The 18615-nt window shown below is 59.2% G+C and carries 16 protein-coding genes; 8 read left to right on the forward strand and 8 right to left on the reverse strand.

Annotated elements, in window-relative coordinates; translation table 11 throughout:
• Window positions 1-48: 48 nt before the first annotated feature.
• From WCX72_RS06650 to WCX72_RS06660, 3 genes are all read left to right on the forward strand, one after another.
• Window positions 49-1569 (forward strand): diguanylate cyclase, encoded by a 1521-nt coding sequence (locus WCX72_RS06650; RefSeq protein WP_345969056.1) that lies wholly within the window; start codon window positions 49-51, stop codon window positions 1567-1569.
• Between the two features lie 41 nt (window positions 1570-1610).
• Entirely contained in the window at window positions 1611-2129 is a 519-nt protein-coding gene (locus tag WCX72_RS06655; RefSeq protein WP_345969057.1) for a hypothetical protein, read from the forward strand.
• A gap of 92 nt (window positions 2130-2221) precedes the next feature.
• Complete coding sequence (locus WCX72_RS06660) at window positions 2222-2674, forward strand: DUF4188 domain-containing protein (protein WP_345969058.1); 453 nt, start codon at window positions 2222-2224, stop codon at window positions 2672-2674.
• On the opposite strand, the gene glyS is transcribed toward WCX72_RS06660, so the two are convergent.
• Entirely contained in the window at window positions 2675-4723 is a 2049-nt protein-coding gene (glyS, locus tag WCX72_RS06665; protein ID WP_345969059.1) for a glycine--tRNA ligase subunit beta, read from the reverse strand. It abuts the gene before it with no gap.
• Between the two features lie 172 nt (window positions 4724-4895).
• Here glyS and WCX72_RS06670 point away from each other — a divergent pair, with 172 nt between their 5' ends.
• The 5 genes from WCX72_RS06670 to WCX72_RS06690 all read left to right on the forward strand — a co-directional run bounded on the left by WCX72_RS06670 (window position 4896) and on the right by WCX72_RS06690 (window position 9317).
• Complete coding sequence (locus tag WCX72_RS06670) at window positions 4896-5372, forward strand: pyridoxamine 5'-phosphate oxidase family protein (RefSeq protein WP_345969060.1); 477 nt, start codon at window positions 4896-4898, stop codon at window positions 5370-5372.
• 36 nt (window positions 5373-5408) lie between these two features.
• Window positions 5409-6797: a phospholipase D-like domain-containing protein gene (locus tag WCX72_RS06675; protein ID WP_345969061.1), complete on the forward strand. Its 1389-nt coding sequence runs from the start codon at window positions 5409-5411 to the stop codon at window positions 6795-6797.
• 119 nt (window positions 6798-6916) lie between these two features.
• The gene (locus WCX72_RS06680; protein WP_231018099.1) at window positions 6917-7306 is read left to right on the forward strand and encodes a class II SORL domain-containing protein; all 390 of its coding nucleotides are present in this window, start codon (window positions 6917-6919) and stop codon (window positions 7304-7306) included.
• Window positions 7307-7383: 77 nt separating this feature from the next.
• The gene (locus WCX72_RS06685; protein WP_345969062.1) at window positions 7384-8046 is read left to right on the forward strand and encodes a uracil-DNA glycosylase; all 663 of its coding nucleotides are present in this window, start codon (window positions 7384-7386) and stop codon (window positions 8044-8046) included.
• Window positions 8043-9317 (forward strand): hypothetical protein, encoded by a 1275-nt coding sequence (locus WCX72_RS06690; protein WP_345969063.1) that lies wholly within the window; start codon window positions 8043-8045, stop codon window positions 9315-9317. The genes WCX72_RS06685 and WCX72_RS06690 overlap by 4 nt, the downstream gene beginning before the upstream one ends.
• Here the strand turns inward: WCX72_RS06690 and WCX72_RS06695 are convergent.
• From WCX72_RS06695 to WCX72_RS06725, 7 genes are all read right to left on the reverse strand, one after another.
• Window positions 9303-9683: a YbgC/FadM family acyl-CoA thioesterase gene (locus tag WCX72_RS06695; RefSeq protein ID WP_345969064.1), complete on the reverse strand. Its 381-nt coding sequence runs from the start codon at window positions 9681-9683 to the stop codon at window positions 9303-9305. The two genes, WCX72_RS06690 and WCX72_RS06695, sit on opposite strands and share 15 nt — an antisense overlap.
• 4 nt (window positions 9684-9687) lie before the next feature.
• Window positions 9688-11325 (reverse strand): alpha-glucan family phosphorylase, encoded by a 1638-nt coding sequence (glgP, locus tag WCX72_RS06700; protein ID WP_231018103.1) that lies wholly within the window; start codon window positions 11323-11325, stop codon window positions 9688-9690.
• Window positions 11326-11330: 5 nt separating this feature from the next.
• A complete protein-coding gene (locus tag WCX72_RS06705) occupies window positions 11331-12596 on the reverse strand; it encodes a glucose-6-phosphate isomerase (protein ID WP_345969065.1) in 1266 nt (421 codons plus the stop codon).
• Between the two features lie 74 nt (window positions 12597-12670).
• On the reverse strand, window positions 12671-14593 hold the full coding sequence (glgB, locus tag WCX72_RS06710; RefSeq protein ID WP_345969066.1) for a 1,4-alpha-glucan branching protein GlgB: 1923 nt from the start codon (window positions 14591-14593) through the stop codon (window positions 12671-12673).
• 11 nt (window positions 14594-14604) lie between these two features.
• Window positions 14605-16092, reverse strand: coding sequence for a glycogen synthase GlgA (gene glgA / locus WCX72_RS06715; RefSeq protein WP_345969067.1), 1488 nt, complete (start codon window positions 16090-16092; stop codon window positions 14605-14607).
• Between the two features lie 49 nt (window positions 16093-16141).
• Window positions 16142-17575, reverse strand: a complete 1434-nt coding sequence (locus WCX72_RS06720; protein WP_345969068.1) for a glycogen/starch synthase — start codon at window positions 17573-17575, stop codon at window positions 16142-16144.
• The gene (locus tag WCX72_RS06725; protein WP_345969069.1) at window positions 17568-18593 is read right to left on the reverse strand and encodes a UTP--glucose-1-phosphate uridylyltransferase; all 1026 of its coding nucleotides are present in this window, start codon (window positions 18591-18593) and stop codon (window positions 17568-17570) included. The genes WCX72_RS06720 and WCX72_RS06725 overlap by 8 nt, the downstream gene beginning before the upstream one ends.
• Window positions 18594-18615: the final 22 nt, after the last annotated feature.

The following is an 18615-nucleotide window of genomic DNA, read 5'->3' on the forward strand; positions in this document are numbered from 1 at the left end:
GGAGATGACTATCATGAATCAACGAATTAACGACGCGGCGGGATCGGAATGAAACGGCAGGTGCCGGCCGCTCGCACAAGCGATTACCGGTCTGACACGTTAGCGATGGAACAGATGCGGGTGCTCTACGCCCATCTGCCCTCATCGCTCAGTATCAGCGCTATACTGGCTTTGATCCTGGTAATGATTCAAGCGCCAGTCATTGAGTCCGGTCTGCGATATAGTTGGCTCGCGCTCCTTTTCGCTGTTCTGCTGGGGCGGGTGGCCCTCCTGATTGCCTGGCGACGGTCGGCTGACACTGTGACCCCGGCTGACGCCAAACACTGGCTGCTACGTTTCCGCCTAGCACTTACAGTGACTGGTATGGTCTGGGGCCTGGGCGGTGTCGTCTTAGTTCCTGCCGAAGACATCTCCCATCAAGTCTATGTTGCATTCACACTTGCCGGACTGAGCGCCGGCAGCGCCACGGTACTGGCTATTGATCGCATATCCGTGTTTGGCTTTATTCTACCAGTTCTCTTGTCGCTGATTGTGCCTCTTTCAGTCACGGACAATACCCTTTCTCAGGGTATGGGCGCAATGCTCTCCCTCTTCTTGCTCTTTTTACTGCTAAGCGCCCGCGATACCAGGCAAAGGCTCGAAGAGAATTTTCACCTGCGCGTCAAGGCGGCTCAAAACGAGGAGAGTCTCCTTAAAATGCTGGAGAGCAGCCCCATTGCGACGCGCATCTCGGATCTGGCCAGTAATAGCGTGGTGTTTGCCAACAGTCGTTACAACGCCCTACTCGAACTGCCTTCAGAAGAGATCATCGGTATACAACCCTCCCGCTACTACGCCCATCCGGAAGAGCTCTCCGACATTGATGCCATTGTCACCGGGGGAGAAAAAGTTGTCGACAGATTGATAGAACTTCGCTCGCCCGGATCGTCTCCGTGGACCAAATGGGTTTTGGCATCCTACTTCCCGATCGAATATCACGGCAAACCGGCAGTACTTGGATGGTTTTACGATATCACCGATCGCAAACTGGAAGAGGATGTGGTCGAGCACGAGGCTTTCCACGACATGCTGACCGGCCTGCCGAACCGTCTGCATTTCCACAACCGGATTCATAAAGCGATTGCCCATGCCGAGCGCAAGGGTACCGACCTCGCCCTGATGTTTATCGATCTGGATAAGTTTAAACCCGTCAACGATCAATTCGGCCACGACATCGGCGATATGCTGCTCAAGGCGGTTGCCAATCGCCTAGTCGATTGTCTGCGCCAAACCGACATCGCCGCGCGCATCGGCGGTGACGAATTTGTGGTGCTGCTTTCCGACGTGGGGGGCGAAGAGAACGCCGTTGCGATCGGGGAAAAGATTCGGCATGCGCTGGCGATGCCGTTCAAGATCGTGGGGCAGATGATCAACATATCATCAAGCATCGGGGTAGCCATCTACCCCAAGGATGCCGCGCAGGAAGACGAGCTGATCAAGCGCGCGGACATCGCCATGTACAACGCCAAAGCCAAAGGCCGGAACAGTGTGGTGACCTATAAACCGGGCATGCAGGGGGAAGGCGATTAATCACCGTCTGCCGCATCACTAAACAAAAAAGGAAATACTTCATGAACCCGTATTCCACTGAGACAAATCCCCAATTGCCACATCAGGAATGCTTCGCGTTCAGATTACGCATGCTCGAACAAGGTGCAAAAGAGCTTCAAGAGCATATCAGAAGAGTAGATGACATCCTTTTTAAAATAAAGACCAGTGCCATTACGGTTTGGATTGCACTGATGGGCTGGTCTTTTACAGAAAAAATATGGCATCTGATTCCGTTCGGTCTTATTGTGATTTTGGGCTTCTGGTTGTTTGAAGGTTTCTTTAGGGGCATACAGGCACGCTACTTATTGGCATCGGGAAGATTAACGGCTTTTTTGAATGACGATACGTTGATAAACACCTCATTTGACAAGAGAAGCTTTCCGGCCGACACCATCTATCCCATGACCTTTCAAAGCAACGAACGTGAAAAGTTCATATGGTATCTCAAAGGCCTTATCGCTCCTTCTGTTGCAATTTTATATATCTTCTTGCTGTTTTTGAACATATTTTTAGTGTATACATTGACGACGTTCAATTAATCTGGAATAGTTATCTACAGCATTGTATAACGCTGCTAAAACGTAATGAAAAATTGGGAAACAGAACCATGCAAAAGATTTTCAGTCAAAGAATGACCGCCAGACCCGAAGGGGAATTTGTCGTCTTCCTGATCGGGATGCGTATCAACAAACCGTGGAAGGTACACAAGTGGCTGCCCGTCGCGCTGGCCATGCCGCGGATGCTCAAAGAGCTTCAGGCCGACCCGGAGCTGGGGCTGCTGCATTACGAGCAGTGGTTTGGGCGCACGATCATTCTGCTGCAGTACTGGAAGTCGTTCGAGCATCTGGAGCAGTTCGCGGGAATGAAAGAAGGGGAGCACCCGCCGGCATGGGCGCAGTTCAACAAGCGCGTCGGGTCAAGCGGCGACGTCGGCATCTGGCACGAGACCTATGTCGTGCGGCCGGGACAGTATGAAAACATCTATCACAATATGCCGCAATTTGGGCTGGCGAAGGCCTTCGGTTCTGTCGAAGCGGAGGGCCGCCATACGACGGCCAGGGGGCGCCTGGAGGGCGAGAAGTAGTTAGATCGAGATCTCTTTGATGTCCGCGATGCCCAGCAGCGTCTTGTAGACGGAGGCAACGAGGACCTTGCGGTTGTAGCGGACGGCTTCGTCCTCGGCGTTGACCATGACGTTGTCAAAAAAGGCGTCGAGCTGCGGCTTCAGGCCGAAGAGCGCGTCGAGCTCCGCTTCGTAGCTGTCGTACTCGGCATCGACGACGGCTTTGAAGGCTTTGTAGAGTGCGCCCTCTTCCACCGCCTCGAAACGGCTGAGGTCAATGTTGAGCGGGCCGTTGACGTCGAAGTCCTTGGTAATGTTCGCAACGCGTTTGAAGGTCGAGAACATCGTGGAGAAGCTGTCCGACTCCACAAAGCTTGCGACGGCCTTGATCTTCGCGTCGAGGGAGAGGATCTCCCGTTCGCCGGAGGCGAGGACCGCCGCGACGATGGAGGGGTTGACCTTGTAGTACTGGTTGACCCGCTCGATAAAGAAGGATTCGAGTTTTTCGAAGTCGATCCCCTCGTACTTGGCGCCGAGTTCGCGCAGGGTCGCCGCGATGTCAAAGGGCAGATCGTGAGCCAGGGCGATGCGGACGATCCCGTTGACGGCGCGGCGCAGACCGAAGGGGTCGCGCGAACCGGTCGGGATCTGGTCGACGCTGAAAAGGCCCAGGAGTGTGTCGAGCTTGATCGCGAGGGCCACGAGGGCGCTGAAGCGTGTCGAAGGTACCGGGGAGTCCTCGCCTTCGGGGAGGTACTGCTCTTTGATGGCGAGGGCGACTTCGTCCGCCTCACCCAGCGCCTGCGCGTAGTAATAACCCATCAGACCCTGCAGCTCGGTAAACTCGTAGACCATCTCGCTCATCAGGTCGGCCTTGGCCAGTTCGACGGCACGCTGCACGAGTTCCTGGTTCATCTCGTAAGAGAGGCTGTTCTCCGCCGCCACAAGGTCGCCGTAGCGCTCAAAGAGGGCATCGGCGATGTCGTGCTCTCGGTTGATCTTGTCGCGCAGCGTTCCCAGACCGTCCATAAAGACGACCTTCTCCAGCCCCTCCGTACTGAGGCCTTTGTTCAGGTCGTTGTCGTAGAAGAAGAGCGCATCGGCCAGGCGCGGGCGCAGGACCCGCTCGTTACCTTCGACGACCTTACTGAAGTCCTCCGTCAAAGCGTTGGAGACGACGACGAACTGGTTGACGAGCTTGCCGTCCTTGAAAACGGGGAAGTAGCGCTGGTGCTCCTTCATGGAGGTGATGATGACCTCCGGCGGCAGGCGCAGGAAGGTGTCGTCGAAACTGCCCAGCAGCGGCGTCGGGTTCTCCGTGATCGCGATGACCTCGTCAAGCAGGTCGCCGTCAACCTCGATGGCGATGCCGTGCTCTTTTTCGAGGGCTTCGAAAGCGTCGAGAATCGTCTTGCGGCGGTCGTCGGCAAAGAGCGTGACCGCGCCCGATTCGAGCAGCTCAAAGTACTGTTTCTCGTCCGCGACCATCTGCGGCTCGAAGCTGTGCATGCGGTGCACGTAGGTGACCGGGGCGCTCTTGACGTTGAAGAGGGTCATGTCGACGCTCTCGCCCTCCATCATGACGTTGATCCAGCGGATCGGGCGGATGAAGCTCTCTTCGAGCGCGCCCCAGCGCATGGATTTTCCAAAGCTGAGGCTACGCAGCCATTGGGAGATCATCCCCTCGAGCAGCGCCTGGGAGGGCTGACCCTTGATCTCTTTCTTATAGTAGAGGACCTCTTTGCCGCCCTTCTCCGCGCGGCTGACCTCGTCGAGGGAGACGCCGCATTTGCGGGCAAACCCCTCCGCCGCCGGCGTCGGCTTACCCTCTTTGAAGGCGATGGCTACCGGCGCTCCGAAAAGCTCCTCGGTCGTGTCGTCCTGGGCGGACTTGAACTCGCGGTGCCACAGCACGAGGCGGCGCGGCGTGTAGTAGAACTCGAACTCGCACATCAGCGCGTTCTCCTCGAGCACCTTCGCCCACTTCTTCTCGATGTTTCCAAGCTCGCCCAGCAGCGGTACCGCCGGAAGCTCCTCTACCCCGATCTCGATCAATAGTGTCTTCAGCATATCTATCCCGTCGAATAAAAAGTATCGCGATTTTAGCGCGTGGCAGGTTAAAAGCGGATGATAGATGCCCCGCCCGGGGGCCGTTGCCCGTTAAAACGGCACACTCTCTCCGTTTTTTTACGCAGGTACCCTATAATAGGGGCAGATTTCGCCATTGAAAAGGCCTGAACTTATGCTCGATTTTCTCTCCGCCTTCCAAAGCACCGTCATCGGGACCGTCGACGCCGACGGATTTCCCTTCTCCTCCTACGCCCCCTTCATCCGGGACGATCACCGCTACTATGTCTTTATCAGCGACATCGCCCGCCATGCGGCCAACCTCCGCCGCGAAGGTCGCGCGTCACTCTTTTTTATCGAGGACGAGTGCAACGCCGGGAACCTCTTTGCCCGCAAAAGGGTCTCGCTGCAGTGCGAAACGCGCATCGTCCCCCGCGGCACCGCGCGCTTCGACGCCGTCATGTCCCGTTTCAAGGAGACCTTCAACCCCGAGCTGATCTCGGGCCTGATGCAGATGCAGGACTTCAACCTATACGAATTCACCCCCGTCGCCGGGGAAGCGGTTTTCGGTTTCGGCGAGGCCTATACCCTCGGCGGGGAGCATATGGAGACCCTCCTCCCCCGCCGCGGCGGCGGGCACAAAAAGGGGTAAATCACGCTATGCTGTCGGTAAACGCAAAGGGGTGAAATGAATTTCGACTGGCTGCACCTGCTGCTCTTTCACACCTTCGTCATCCTCGGCGAGCTGATGGTCATCGCCTCGCTGCTGCACATGGTCTACCAGCGGCGCACCCCGGCAAGCATGATGGCCTGGATGCTCGCCATCGTGCTGCTGCCCTACCTGGCCGTTCCCCTCTACTTCGTCCTGGGGTCGCGCAAACGCCGCTCGCGCTACCTCAAGACGGCTTTCGACATGCGCGAGACCGAGGCCGCCGTCACCCAGGCCAACCCTATCGACGGCATCCTGCGCAGCAACGGCATCCCCGGGGCGACTTCCGGCAACCGTTTTACCATGCTCTTCGAAGGGACGGAGGCTTACAGTACCCTCCTGGAGCAGATCCGTGCGGCACAAGAGAGCATCTGGCTGAGCACCTACGTTCTCAAGCACGACGCGGTGACGGCGACGCTTTTCGAAGCGCTCATTGCCAAACGGCGCGAGGGCATCGAGGTGAAGCTCCTGATCGACGCCCTGGGCTCCTGGCCGCTCTACTTCTGGCAGTTTCCCCTTCGCGCCCTGCGCAGCGCCGGGGTGGAGGTCTGCTTTTTCATGCCGATCCTGCGGATGCCGTTTCGCAACTACATCAACCTCCGCAACCACCGCAAAATCTATCTTTTCGACCGCACCACGGTGCTGACCGGCGGCATGAACCTCTCCGCCGAATACATCGGCCCCGATGTCGAACCGAAACGGTGGGAGGACCTGCTCTTTCGCATCGAAGGACCGGCGGCCTACCACTACGCGGAGATCTTCGCCGCCGACTGGGCCTACGCCTCCGAAGCGGCACCCCCCGCGCCGGGCATCCCCGTCCATACCGACGGCGAGGCCTACGTGCAGGTCGTTCCCTCCGGCCCCGACGTGGCGGGCGACGCCCTCTTCGAGGCGCTTCTGAGCGCCGTCTATGCCGCCCGCGAACGCATCTGGATCGTGACGCCCTATTTCGTGCCCGACGCCGCGCTGATGCAGGCCCTCACCATCGCCAACACCAAGGGCGTCGACGTCAAGCTCATCACCCCGCGGGACTCCAACCACCTCCTCGCCGATCTCGCCCGCAGCAGCTACATGCGCGAGCTCGAAGAGGCCGGCATCCACGTCGCCCTTTACGAGGGGCCGATGCTCCACGCCAAGGCGATCCTTTTCGATAATCTCGGCGCCATGCTGGGATCGGTCAATATCGACAACCGCAGCCTGCTGCTCAACTACGAAGTCGTCAGTTTCGCCTACTCCGAACGCATCATCAGCGAGACCGAATCATGGATGGAAAAACTGCTCTCCCGCTCGACGACAGTGGTGCATCCGGCGGGGCGTCTGCGGCGGCTCGGAGAGAACCTGATGCGCCTAATCGCACCGCAGCTGTAGCCCCGCTTTCCCGGGCCCTTAGGGATTTATTAAATCAGATATAATTTCTCTTATTTATGTTTTATTAAATCTTTGCAGGTGTACAATGCACGCGTAAATCAAAAACAGAAGGAAATGCCATGCCAACTATCAACCGCTATGTCGACATCGACACTGTCGAACGCGAAGCAAAAAAAGACTACATCGACCGCCACTCTCCGTTCATCCACTGTGATGCAACGGCGAAAAAAGGTGAAAAATTTCCGGTAACGGTCAAAATGGGTAACGAATACACGCACCCGGACGATCCGGACCACTTCATCGAAAGCATCCGCCTCTTCAACGGCGAAACGCTCCTCGGTGAAGCCTCTTTCACTTCCGGCATGCTCGGCGGACAGGACATGAAAGGACACGCAGAAGTCACTTTCAACATCATCCCGAGCAAAAAGATGAAGCTGGTTGCGCAGGCTTACTGTACAAAACACGGTCTCTGGGAAAACGAGCCCGTCGACGTCGCAGTCGAAGACTGATTTCCCTCTTCCGCCGCGCCTTTGCGGCGGTTTTTTTATAATCCCCTTTTAACACCGCATTCACTATACTCTGATTCATGAAATCGTACCAGAACGCTGCGCTACTGCAGAACCTTTACCGGCTCAAAGCCCTGGGTTTCGACTACTGCGACCCGGTCATCGTCAACCCGCGCAACGTTGAAGGGGAACTCCCCGACGATCTTGCCTCCCTGCAGCGCATCGTCGCGAACTGCCACCTCTGCGACCTGGCCAAGATACGCCGCCAGAGCATGGTCGGTACGGGCAGCGGCGGCGCGGACCTCATGATCATCGACGCCTACGTCTCCATGGCCCAGGACGAGAGCGGGGAGTACTTCGCCGGCCGGTCCGGGGCCTCGCTCGAGAGCATGATCACCAACGTCCTCGGACGCCCTACGGCGTCGGTCTACCTGACCCATGCCGTCAAATGCAAAGGGGCCGGAACCCAGAAGCCGACACCGTCGGAGTGCAGCAGCTGCAAGCCCTACTGGCGCAAAGAGATCGAACTGCTCCGACCGAAGGTTATCGTCACCCTCGGGCCCGACGCCTACCGCATCGTCACCGATGACAGCACCCCTTTCGAACAGGTGCGCGGGCACAAGATCGACTATGACAAAGGCACCCTCCTCGTGCCCCTGTACCACCCGCAGTACCTGCTGCGCAACCCGTCGCTCAAGAAAGTGACGTTCTTTGACCTTCAAAACATCAAGGCTGCCCTGTGAAAACCCTTCTGTTTACCCTGTTACTGCTCCCCGTGCTGCTCTTCGCCCGCAGCGGCATCGTCTCCGGACTTCCCCTGCCCAAGACCTACGTGCTCAACCTCGACCCCTACGAATGCGACACCGACTGCCTCGAAGATCTCGTCGAGCACGAGCAGTTCTTCTCCCTGCTCGCGCAGATGCCCGAACCGATCGAGGATGAGGAGCTGAACGAACAGCGCCTCATCTACGTCGCGCTGTTTAACATCGACGGGGCCGTCATCGGCACCGGGGTACGTTTCGCGCTGCTCCTGCCCGAACGCGTCATCGGGCGCTACGCCGCATCGACGACGAACAGCGTCCTGGCCTACCTGCTGGGCAAAAACCGTGACTTTGAGCTGAAGACCTTCAACATCGGGACCGAAAGCCCCGATGACATCCGTGCCGGGCTCAGCGCCGTCAGCCAGGACCACTTCCGCTACGTCATCGCCCCCTTCACCAAAAAGGGCGCCGAGACCCTCGTACAGCTTCGTCCGCGCTGCAACGTCTACCTTCCCACCGTCAATATCGCCGACGTCAACGCCACCGAGCTCGAGGAGGACGACGGACACTTCTACTTCGGCGGGATCGATTATCGGGCGCAGATCGGGAAGCTTGTCGAGAATGCCACGCCGCCGCTGGTGATCTTCTACGACCAATCCGCCCTGGGCGAAGAGCTGAAAAACGCGGCGGAGAGCGCCTACATGGAGCGCTTCTCGGACGACGACCCCCTCAGTTACGAGGCGGCGGGCCGCGCCGTTTACACCTACCCCATCGACAAGCGCACCACGAACCTGAAACACATTCTCGACCAGAATGAAAAACTCCAGCACGGCACCTTCCTGCTCAACACCCCGCTCATCAAAAGCGCGATGATCATGTCGCAGCTGACCCTCTACGATGCCAACGCCACCCAGGTGCTTGCAACGCAGATCGGCTACAACTCCATGCTCTTCGACATCACCCAGCCCCAGGACCGCGAGCACATGCTCGTCGCCAACTCCATCGGCAAGCAGAACGGGGTCCTCGTCGAAAGCAACAAGCTGCTGCAGAACGACATCGAATACGACTGGATCAACTATGCCACGACGCTGGGCGTCGACTACTTCTACTCCCTCGCTTCCGGTTCGCCGCGCGAATATACGATTCCCATCGAAGATCACCAGGTGGCCTACCCCATAACGCTCTACCGCGCCGGGATATCAAAGTTTGCGTTGCTGGATGAGGAAGAAGATGTGGGGTCACTCTTCGAGTAGGGTTTTGAGCTTCTCGCGTTTGGCGGCATCGAGCCGCCCGACCCGTCCGTCGGTCATGAGGTAGACCAGCCGGACATCGAGGGTAAAGAGCACCTCGTTTCCGCGCCGCACGGTCTGATGCATCTGCAGCCCCGTACCCCTTACAGACACGACCTCCGCAGAGACTTCCAGCAGATCCCCAAGCACCGCCGAACCGAGGTAATCCGCTTCGATATGCCGCACGACGAAGTGGCCCCCTTCAAAAAGGGGTGACTCCCCCTTACTGAAAAAGAGCTCACTGCGGGCACGCTCGCAGAACTTCAGGTAGTTCGCGTAGTAGACGACCCCGCCCACGTCCGTATCTTCGTAATAGACGCGTAACGTCATCGTGCTACTTGTACATCAGTTCGTAGTACTCGTGGGCCATCCGGCCCGAATCGAACTTCGGAATGACATCCGACATCGCCCGCTTCATCATGTGCGTCCACTGATCGGGATGTTCATAATAGAGGGGGATGATATGCTCTTCAAGCATATCCATCAGGTTTTTGTTGTCCTCGCGGTCCTGTACCTCCGTCGGGGTGCTGTGATCGATCGGCGGTATCGTAAAGGCGTTCATCCCGTTGATGGCGAACTCGGGGTGCCACCCGTCATCGGTGGAGAGGTGCAGCGTGCCGTTCATGCTCGCACTCATCCCGCTCGTCCCGCTCGCTTCCCGGGAGACCCGCGGCGTATTGAGCCAGATGTCGCTCCCTTTTTTAAGCACCGCGGAGAGTTCCAGTTCGTATCCCGTCAGTACGGCCATGCGCTTGAACTGGTGGCTGATATGGATCAGCTCGTTGAAGAGGTTGACCGCACTGGTATCGAAGGGGTACGGTTTCCCGGCCCAGATCACCTGGATGGGCTGTTCCGTCCGCTCGATGAGCGCCTTAAAACGTTCGAAATCGAGCTTGAGCAGTCCGGGACGCTTGTACTCGGCGAAACGGCGCCCCCAGACGATGGTGAGCACGTCCGGGTCGAACATTTTTCCGGTCTGGTCTGCAACGATATTGAAAAGCTGCCGCTTGAGGTGCTTTTTGCGGGCGAGCAGTTCGTAATCCTCGTGGCTGTCCAGGGCGGACTGCATCCCCTTGTCCGTCCAGAAACGGCGGTTCTGGGCATTCGTGATGGAGATGATCTCCGAGCGCCCTTTGCAGTTCGCCCACATGCGGTTTGCCACCTCTTCATGGAACTTGGAGACGGCGTTGGTCATTTTTGACGCCCGCAGGGCGCCGACGGTCAGGTTGAAGTTTTCGCCGTACTCGCCCGTGATGTTGCGCACTTCGTCCATCTCCAGGCCGTTAAAGAAGCCGAAACGGTGCAGCAGGTGGATGTTGTGTTCCTCATTGCCGGCAGCTTCGGGGGTATGCGTCGTGAAGGCGACGTGCTGCTTCAGCTCTTCAAGCGAACCGTAGCGTTTGTAGAGTTCGTAAGCCAGTGGCAGCGAGTGTCCCTCATTGAGGTGGTAGACATCCACATGGTGCTTGAGCGACTCCAGCACCTTGACGCCTCCGATGCCCAGGACGATCTCCTGGGAGATACGCGTCTCCTCGTTGGCATCGTAAAGCTTGTGGGTGATGGTGCGCGCGAGGAAGTCGTTTTCGGGGATGTCCGTCGAGAGCAGGATCACCGGGGCCGAGGAGAAGATGTCCGGCGGCAGGTAGTAGGCCTTGATATAGACCTCCTCCCCGTGGATCTTCACCGTCGCGCAGATGCCGAGGTCTTTGAGGAAGTAGTAGTGTTTACGGATAAAGTTGATCTTGAGGCTGCGGTCCTCGTGCCGTCCCTGGTCGTAATAGCCGTAGCTCCACATAATACCCACACCGACCATGTTCTGCCGCAGGTCGTAGGCGCTGCGCATGTGCGAACCCGCCAGGAACCCGAGGCCGCCCGAATAGACCTTCAGGGCCTGGTGAATGGCGAACTCCATGGAGAAGTAGGCAACAGGTTTGGCGTACTTGGGATCAAAATCGTAATCATGCAGGATCATTGCGATCAGCCTTTGTCTGTAAATGTTTCGTAAAGGATCACCTTGCCGAGCTCGACGCCCGGCTGGTCATAGGTATTGACCAGCAGCATCGCGCCGACGAGGGACGTCAGCAGTTCGTAATAGATGATCATGGTACCGACGCTCGCGGCATCGATCTGTTCGATGACGATGCCGTCCGTCGGCACGCCGCTGCGCACGAGGCTTTCGCGGGTCGCCGCGCACTGGGCGTTGATGAGGGTACTGAAGCTCTTGCCGTTGATGAAATCGGTCTTTTCGATGTGCTTGAGCGAGATCTCGGGGATGACGAGCGGTGCACCGAACTCCTCGATACTGATAAAAGTGACCGTCTTGTCCTTCGGTCCTTCGATCAGCAGCTGTAAAAAGGAGTGCTGGTCCACCGAACCGATCAGTCCCACCGGCGTCATGCCGACGTGCGATCCCATCGCATCCACCTTGCCCAGCGATTCGCCCCAGAGCTGCACGTACCACTTGGTAAAGTTCTCCAGGTCGTTGGCGTAGGAGAAGAGGACGTTGACGGAGTGTTCTCTGTCATGTTCGTAGATGAAACACGCTTTCTCCAGCAGGTGCTGCTCTTTGCCCTCGAAGAAGGAGGTGAGGAAGCTTCCCGCCCCCGCCAGCAGCGCCGCCGTATCGTAACCCGCCAGCGTCAGCGGAATGATGCCCACGGCACTGAGCACGGAGAAGCGCCCGCCGACGTTGTCGGGGATGTTGAACTGCCCAAGGCCGTACGCGTCGCCGAACTTTGAGAGGCTTGAACCTGCGTCGGTGATGACAAAGACACGCTCCCGGTCCGCACCGTCCAGTTCCAGGCCGAAATGCGCGATCAGCGTCTTGAAGATGGAGGTCGTTTCGATCGTACCGCCGGACTTGGAGATGACAACGAAGAGGGTCTTCTCCTTCGTCAGCTTCGCCATCGTGCGGGTGATGTCGATGGGGTCGGAGTTCTCGAAAAAGTGCAGTTCGCGGGTTTTGTCGCCCCGGGACGCCAGCAGCGAATCCACCGCCTTGATCCCCAGGGAGGAGCCGCCGATGCCGATGACGGCGATGTCCGTGATCGCCCCCGATGCCAGCAGGCTGTTCTGTGTCTCCAGCGCTTTGGCCGCTTCCACCAGCGTCCGGGAGCCTTCCGGAAGGTCATAATAGCCGATCCGTCCCTTGTGTTCTTCAGTGACGACGGCAAACGCCTCCTCCATTACCCGGTGCTGTGCCTCTGAACCCTCAAACGTAAAATCGCGATCAAAACGTAACATTATTCATTCCCCTCATTCTTATTCATATTAGTATAGCCCCATTCTGGCCGAAAAATCACCACCTGACTGCGCGACTATTGTGCAATCAGCTTTTTAAAGTAGACGACGCCCATCGGGGGCAGCGTCATCGCGAGCGAGAAAGGACGGCCGCATAGCGGCGTCTCTTCGGCATAGAGCACACCCTCATTGCCGATCTCCCACCCCTCGTAAGCCTTGGCCTGGGAGTTGAAGATCTCCACGTATTCTCCGCCCTCGGGGAGTGCGAGCCGGTACCCCTCGCGCGTCTCGTCGGCGAAGTTGCAGACGACGTAGACGGTCTCGTCTGGGTTCTCGCTTTTGCGCATGAAGCTGATGCAGTTATGGCTGTAGTCGGCGTCGTCGATCCACTCGAACCCCTTGCGCTCCACGTCGTGCAGGTAGAGCGCCGGCTCGCTGCGGTAGAGACGGTTGAGCTCCGCCATCATCTTCTGCAGTCCCTGGTGCAGCGGGAACTCCAGCAGGTGCCACTCGAGGCTGTGCTTATACGCCCACTCGGCGTACTGGGCGAACTCCCCGCCCATAAAGAGCAGTTTCTTGCCCGGGTGGGCCATCATGTAGCCGTAAAGCGCGCGCAGGTTGGCGAACTTCTGGTTCGTATCGCCGGGCATCTTGTTGATGAGCGACCCTTTCATGTGGACCACTTCGTCGTGGCTCAGCGGCAGCATGAAGTTTTCATCGAAAGCGTACCACATGCTGAAGGTGAGCTGGTCGTGGTGGTGCTGGCGATAGACCGGGTCGCGGTGCATGTACGCAAGCGTGTCGTGCATCCACCCCATGTTCCATTTGAAGCCGAACCCGAGCCCGCCGACCTCGATCGGGCGCGTCACCATCGGCCAGGCCGTCGACTCCTCGGCGATCATCATGATATCCGGGTGTGCTCCGTAGGCCGCCGTGTTGAGCTGGCGCAGGAAGGCGACCGCTTCGAGGTTCTCGTTGCCGCCGTGCTCGTTCGGGACCCATTCGCCCTCTTCGCGGGCGTAGTTGAGGTAGAGCATCGAGGCGACGGCGTCGACGCGGATCCCGTCGATGTGGTACTTCTCCAGCCAGAAGAGCGCCGAACTGATGAGGAAAGCCCTCACTTCGTTGCGGCCGTAGTTGAAGATGATGCTCCCCCACTCCGGGTGGTATCCCTGCCGCGGATCGGCATGTTCGTACAAAGCGGTGCCGTCGAAGTTGATCAGCCCGTGCATATCGACGGCGAAGTGCGAGGGCACCCAGTCCATGATGACGCCGATGCCGTTTTGGTGCAGGGCGTCGATCAGGTGCATCAGGTCCTGCGGTTCCCCGTAGCGCGCCGTCGCGCTGTAGTAGCCCGTCACCTGGTAGCCCCAGGAGCCGTAGTAGGGGTATTCGGTCAGCGGCATGAACTCGACGTGGGTATAGTTCATCTCCTTAAGATAGGCCACCAGCTCGTCCGCCAGCTCGCGGTAGGTCAGGTAGCGGTCGCTCTCCTCGACCTTCCGTCGCCAGGAGCCCAAGTGCATCTCGTAGACGCTGACGGGGGCGTCGTGGCGGTTGTGCAGCGCGCGCGTTTGCATCCATCCCCCGTCGTTCCAGCCGTAGCCGTCCAGCTCCCAGATGCGCGACGCGGAGTTGGAGGGCACCTCCGCGTAAAAGGCGAAGGGGTCCGCCTTGTCGTGCACGATGTTATGGAATTTCGAGACGATATGGTACTTGTAGGTCAGCCCCGCTTCGACCCCCGGGATGAACCCTTCCCAGATCCCCGAGCCGTCTTCGCGCAGCCGGAGCGGGTGGCGCTGGGTGTCGTAATCGTTGAAGTCTCCCCGGACGCTGACGCGCTCCGCGTTGGGCGCCCAGACGGCGAAATAGACGCCGCGCGCGCCGTCGCGCTCCATAAAGTGCGCCCCCATCTTCTCATAAAGCTTGGTATGGGTCCCCTCTTTGAAGAGGTAGATGTCCATGTCAGTAAAGCGGGAGATATCGTAGTGGATCGTCATGTTGGCTCCGTTTATTGATGGCGGCTGCTGCGCCGTCCGCCGATAATGCGACAATAGAGGTCGCCGTAGGCTTCGGCCGCGACTTCCCAGTCGAAACGCTGCTGCATCGCATTGAGACGCATCTGGTCGATGGCATCCGGGTCCCCGTACCAGATCTCCGTTGCCCATTTGACGGTATTGCTTAGCGCATCCGGCGTCGCGAAATCGAACTTGAAGCCGGTACCGCTTTGATGGTCGTTCCCGTAATTCCGGATCGTATCGTCCAGTCCGCCCGTTGCGCGGACGATTGGCAGGGTGCCGTAGCGGAGGCTGTAGATCTGGTTCAGCCCGCAGGGCTCGAACAGGGAGGGCATCAGGAAAAGGTCGCTGCCCGCCTCGATGCGGTGGGCCAGGTCGTTGCGGTAGCCGATGTAACAGCCGAATTTATCCGGGTACTTGGCGGCCACGTCGCTAAAGAAGAATTCCGCCCAGGTCTCGCCCGTGCCCAGCAGCACGACCTGGATGTCCAGCTCCATCAGGTTCCAGATCGCCCCGGCCAGCAGGCCGATACCCTTCTGCTCCGCGAGCCGCCCGACCAGGCCGATCAGCGGCACGTCCTCGCGTTCGGGGAGACCGAATTCGCGCTGCAGCTCCTGTTTGCAAATCGCTTTTCCGGCAAGGTTGTCGACGTCGAAGGTCTGCGGGATCAGCGGATCGACTGCCGGGCTCCACTCGTCGTAATCGACGCCGTTAAGGATGCCGTAGAGCTTATGGGCGTTGGCGTCGATGAGCCCCTCCAGCCCCCATCCGAACTCCGCTGTGCGGATCTCGTTGGCGTACTTGCGGCTGACGGCGTTGACGGCATCGGCGTGCACGATACCCGCTTTGAGCAGGTTCACCCCGCCGAACTCTTCGAGTTCGTCGGCGTTGTAGTGTTCCCAGCCGACGCCGAGCACATCCATCGCGCCCTTGTAGAACTTGCCCTGGTGCTGGAGGTTGTGGATCGTCAGCAGCGTCCCGGTGTTCTCGAAGTCGGGATCGAAGGCGTAGGTCGTGTTGAGCAGCAGCGGGATCGACGCCGTGTGCCAGTCGTTCGCGTGGATGACGTCGGGTTTGAACCGCAGCATCTTTGCGAGCTGGAACACCGCCTTGGAGAAAAAGATGAAACGGTTGTCGTTGTCGCCGTAGGCCTGGCCGCCCTCGTCGTAGAGCCCCTTGCGGCCGAAAAAGCCTTCGTGATCGATAAAGTAGACGGGGACGTCACTGCCGGGCAGCACCCCTTCATACACGGCCGCCCACGCTTCGCCCATACTTCCCATCGGCACGCCGAGGGAACCGTTGAGCTTTTTCAGCCCGTACTTCTCGGTATCAACAATGTAGTAACGCGGCATGACGACGCGGACATCGTGTCCCAACGCGCGCAACGCCTTCGGAAGCGCGCCCGCGACATCGGCGAGACCGCCGCTCTTGGCAAAAGGAACGGCTTCGGAGGCCGCCAGAAGAATATTGAATGATGTCATATATTGCCTCGTGTTGGAATACGGAATTTCCCGGACGCGATAAAGGGGCTCATTTTAACGCGCTCCCGCTGATTTTCCGGTACAGCGCGGCGTACGCCGAGGCACTTTGACCCCAGGAGACATCCGCCTTCATATTGTGGGTTGCGACCCTGCTCCACGCTTTCGCGTCATTGAAGAGCCCGAGGGCCGCCTCAAAGGCGCCCAGGAGCGCCTCGGGAGTTGCGGCGTCAAAGGCGATCCCGCAGGGGCTCTGCGCTTCGGAGGCATACGCGACCGGGGCCACCGTATCGGCAAGCCCGCCGACACGGTGCACGACCGGCACGGCACCGTAGTGCGCCGCGATGAGCTGGTTCAGCCCGCAGGGTTCGAACAGGGAGGGCATCAGCAGGAAATCCGCCGCCGCGTACATGCGGTGGGCCAGCGCCTCGTCGTAGCCGAAAAAGAGGTGGATGTTCGGGTGCGCCTCCGCCGCCTTCTCGAAACGCGGAGCATACTGAGGCTCCCCCTCCCCCAGAACGGCGATATTGCACGGCAGCGCCGCCATCTGCGGCAGTGCCTCGAGGAGCAGGTCTATCCCCTTCTGCCAGGTAAAGCGCCCGATGAAGATAAAGAGTGGGAGCTCGGCATCGCAGAGGCCCGCCTCCGCCAGATAGTGCTTTTTGTTGGCGTGCTTGCCCCGCGGCGTTGTATAGAGGCGAAAAAGGCTACTGTCCGACTGCGGAGCGAAATGCTCCGTATCGATCCCGTTCGCGATGCCGGTCACTTTGGCCCGGTGGTGCTGCAGGTACCCCTCCAGCCCGCAGCCGAACCGGTGGGTGAGGATATCCTCCGCATAGGTAGGGCTGACGGTCGTGACGGCATCGGCATACCCTATGCCCGCCTTCATCAGGTTGATCCGGTCGTAGAATTCGATCCCTTCGAGGGTAAAGTGGCGCTTGTCCACTCCCAGCGCAGAGAGCGTACTTTTCGGGAACTCCCCCTGATACGCGAGGTTGTGGATCGTATAGACGGTAGAGGCCTTCAGGGTATCGTCCTCGGCGATGATCAGCGCCGTCAGGGCCGTCTGCCAGTCGTTGAGATGGACGATATCGCTCTGCAGGCGCCGGGCGAGCTCGCTTACCGCATAACTGAAAAGACCGAAACGCTGCGCATTGTCGTCGTACCCCTCGCCCGGCGGGCCGTAGAGGTAATCGCGGTCGCAGAGCTGCGGTTCATAGACAAAGAGGTAGGCGCGCCCTTCGAAACGGCTCTCATAGACGGAAACGGTACGGCGTTCTTTGCCCAGCATCACGTCAAAGGAGTCCGTCGGCCCTTCGATGCCGAAGCGCTGCCGGTCTACAGTGTGGTAGAGCGGCATCACCACGGTCACGTCGTAGGCGTCCGAGAGAGCCTTGGGGAGGCTGTAGCCGACGTCCGCCAGACCGCCGGTCTTTGCGAACGGGTACACCTCGCTGGCGGCGAAGAGTACACTCTGCTTACGCATCAGGTTCACCCCTCAGCAGTCTTGCCGCCGTTTCGGGGGCGACGGGGTTGATCATGACCTGCGTCGAGAGCTCAAACCCGCCGTGCCGGTAGAGCCGCGGCTGGATCCGGAGGGTAAAGCGGAATATATCGTCCGTCGTCGCATAGGGCGCCATGCCCTCGGGGACATGGAACGGGGGCGTGGCGATCTCGACGTTGAAAGCCAGGCACCCCAGCTGCCGTTCCAGCTTCGCGAGGACGTCCAACAGCAGCGGTGCCAGGGGCTCGAAATCCTTCGGGCCGAGGGTGTCGATCTGGCCGCGCCGTTTTTCCGAGGCAATGATCACCTCGAACGGGTAGGCGCTTGCAAAGGGGCAATATGCCGTATAGCCCCCCTGCTCGGCGATGATGCGTTCTCCCGCCTGGCGCTCGTGGCTGATGATCGCCGCGACGAGCGGCGTGCCGTGCTCGCGAAAATAGTGTGCGCTACGTTCATAATAGGCGCGCTGCGCCTCCGGGAGGATCGGCAGGCCGATGAGCTGGGTGTGCGAATGGGGCTGGGTCGCCCCCGCGTCGCTCCCCTCGTTTTTAAACAGGGAGATATAGCCGATACGGATGTCCCGCCGCAGGTCCGCCACCCGCGCGCCCAGGGTCAGGAGCCAGTCCACGACCTCCTGTTCGCTCCACTGCGTCATGGAGGTGCGGTGCTCCGGCGTGTCGATAATCACTTCGTGGGCCCCGAACCCGTCGTGGTATTCAAAAAGCCCGTAATGGTGCCGGTGGGGCGTCTCGATCTGCACGGCCTTGTAGAGGTTGGGGACGACGCGGGTCTTCCACCCCGGCTCGTTTGCAAAACTCCCTTCGTCTCTGAGGGCGAAGATCTCCGGCGGCGTCAGCGATTCGTTCCCCTCGCAGAAGGGACATTTGGCCACATGGTGGAACGCCTTGACGCGTTTGGGGATGCAGTCGGGACGGTGGAGCCGTTCGGGGGCGATGAGGACGTGCACGTCGTGCAGCTTGTCGTACCGGATCTCAGACATTGCCGCCCCTTTGCATCAGATC

It is taken from the genome of Thiomicrolovo immobilis (assembly GCF_039645955.1).
GTDB classification, from domain to species: domain Bacteria; phylum Campylobacterota; class Campylobacteria; order Campylobacterales; family Sulfurimonadaceae; genus Thiomicrolovo; species Thiomicrolovo diazotrophicus.